Origin of the sequence: Cetobacterium sp., from assembly GCF_048470075.1 — a bacterium.
Lineage (GTDB): Bacteria > Fusobacteriota > Fusobacteriia > Fusobacteriales > Fusobacteriaceae > Cetobacterium_A.
The window spans coordinates 1-2,211 of sequence record NZ_DBGBQB010000280.1 but is presented as its reverse complement, the minus strand read 5'-3'; the positions used below and the strand labels follow the sequence as shown (position 1 = coordinate 2,211).

Sequence of the window (2,211 nt, the reverse complement as noted above, 5' to 3'; positions counted from 1 at the left end):
CTTTTTATGAGAAGATGGGATTTGTAATTGTTGGAAAAAGAAAAAACTATTATTCAAATGGAGAAAGTGCAATATTAATGTTGTTGGAAAGAAATTAATATATATTTAGGAGGAAAACTTATAATGAACAAAGAAATTTATTCGAACCCTTTAGCAGAAAGATATAGCTCAAAGGAGATGCTAGAAGTATTTTCACCAAAGTTTAAATTCTCAACTTGGAGAAAATTATGGTACGTTTTAGCTGAAACTGAAAAGGAGTTAGGACTTGATATATCAGATGAGCAATTAGCAGAGATGAAAGCTAATATAGATAATATTGATTATGATTTAGCAAATGAAATGGAGAGAAAGTTTAGACATGATGTAATGGCACATGTTCATACATTTGGAACAGCAGCACCTAAAGCGATGCCTATAATCCACTTAGGAGCGACAAGTGCTTATGTTGGAGATAATACAGATTTAATTCAAATAAAAGAGGCTTTAAATATTTTAAAGAAAAAGTTGATAAATGTAATGGATGGATTAGCTAAGTTTTCTAATGAATATAAAGACTTACCTACACTAGGGTTTACGCACTTCCAAGCTGCACAATTAACAACTGTTGGAAAGAGAGCGACTCTATGGTTACAAAGCCTAGTTCTAGATTTAGAGGAGTTAGAGTTTAGACAGGACACTCTTAGATTTAGAGGAGTAAAGGGGACTACTGGAACTCAAGCTTCATTCCAAGAGTTATTTAATGGAGATTATAAAAAGGTAAAGGAACTGGATGAAAGAGTAGCTGAAAAAATGGGATTCAATAAAAGATTCCTAGTGACAGGACAAACTTATGATAGAAAGATAGATTCAGAGATATCTAACTTACTTGGAAACATAGCTCAATCAGCACATAAATTTACAAATGATTTAAGATTATTACAACATTTAAAAGAGATAGAGGAGCCATTTGAGAAGAGTCAAATAGGATCATCTGCAATGGCATATAAAAGAAATCCAATGAGAAGTGAAAGAATCTCATCATTAGCTAAATTTGTAATAGCTTTACAACAAAGTACAGCAATGACAGCTTCAACACAGTGGTTTGAAAGAACACTTGACGATTCAGCAAATAAAAGATTAGCTTTACCACAGGCATTCTTAGCAATTGATGCAATATTAATCATTTGGAAAAATATATTAGAAGGTTTAGTAGTATATCCTAAAATGATAGAGAAGCATATAATGGCAGAGCTTCCATTTATGGCAACAGAGTATATCATAATGGAAGGAGTAAAAAAAGGTGGAGATAGACAGGAACTTCATGAATTAATAAGAGTTCATTCAATGGAAGCTGGGAAACAGGTAAAGGTTGAAGGACTTGAAAATGACCTGATAGAAAGAATTATAAATGATACGTCTTTTGATATTGATAGAAAAAAATTAATGGAAATTCTAGATCCTAAGAACTTTATTGGATTTGCTCCAGAGCAGGTAGAGGATTTCTTAGAAACAGAAATAAACCCTATTCTTGAGAAAAATAAAGATTTATTAGGAATGGATACAGACTTAAAGGTGTAATATGACAGATAAAAGAAGGAGATATTTAACCGCTTTTGTGTTATTAGCCCTTTACTTATCACTAATAGAAACATTAGTTCCCAAGCCTTTTCCATGGATGAAATTGGGATTAGCAAATATTGCAACGATAATAGCTTTAGAAAAATTTGATGATAAAATGGCGATAGAGATTTTATTACTTAGAATTTTTATTCAGGGTATGATGCTTGGGACACTTTTTTCACCGAGCTTTATAATAAGTTTAACTTCAGGAGGGGCTAGTACCCTCTTAACCATTTTATTATTTAAATATAGAAAAAATCTATCTTTGATAGCTATTTGTATAAGTGGTGCTTTTGTACATAATTTGACACAACTGATAGTTGTTTACTTTTTGCTTTTTAGAAGCATAAGTATAATGAGTAAATCAATCTTTATATTTATTTGGGGATTTCTATTTATGGGATGTGTTTCAGGATTGATAACAGGGTACATATGTGAAAGATTACAACTTAGAAGGGAGAGATAATTAAAATGAGAAAATACTTTGGAACAGATGGAATAAGAGGAGAAGCCAATAGAGAACTAACTGTAGAGTTAGCTCTAAAACTTGGATATGCACTTGGATATACATTGAAAAAGCAATATCCAGATAAAAAAAGAATTAGAGTGATA

Annotated in this window: 2 protein-coding genes and 1 pseudogene; all 3 read left to right on the top strand. The window is 31.4% G+C overall.

The genetic code is table 11. The features are described 5' to 3' along the window. Window positions 1–123 precede the first annotated feature (123 nt). The gene (gene purB, locus ACMOUI_RS09940; RefSeq protein ID WP_418965543.1) at window positions 124–1,557 is read left to right on the top strand and encodes an adenylosuccinate lyase; all 1,434 of its coding nucleotides are present in this window, start codon (window positions 124–126) and stop codon (window positions 1,555–1,557) included. 1 nt (window position 1,558) lies between these two features. After that, on the top strand, window positions 1,559–2,065 hold the full coding sequence (locus ACMOUI_RS09935; RefSeq protein WP_418965542.1) for a Gx transporter family protein: 507 nt from the start codon (window positions 1,559–1,561) through the stop codon (window positions 2,063–2,065). Between the two features lie 5 nt (window positions 2,066–2,070). Beyond that, a pseudogene (locus ACMOUI_RS09930) lies at window positions 2,071–2,211 on the top strand (phosphoglucosamine mutase); the annotation flags it as partial.

Coding starts and splice junctions, on each gene's coding strand:
- purB (WP_418965543.1), top strand. CDS start 124: ATGAACAAAGAAATTTATTCGAACCCTTTAGCAGAAAGATATAGCTCA.
- ACMOUI_RS09935 (WP_418965542.1), top strand. CDS start 1,559: ATGACAGATAAAAGAAGGAGATATTTAACCGCTTTTGTGTTATTAGCC.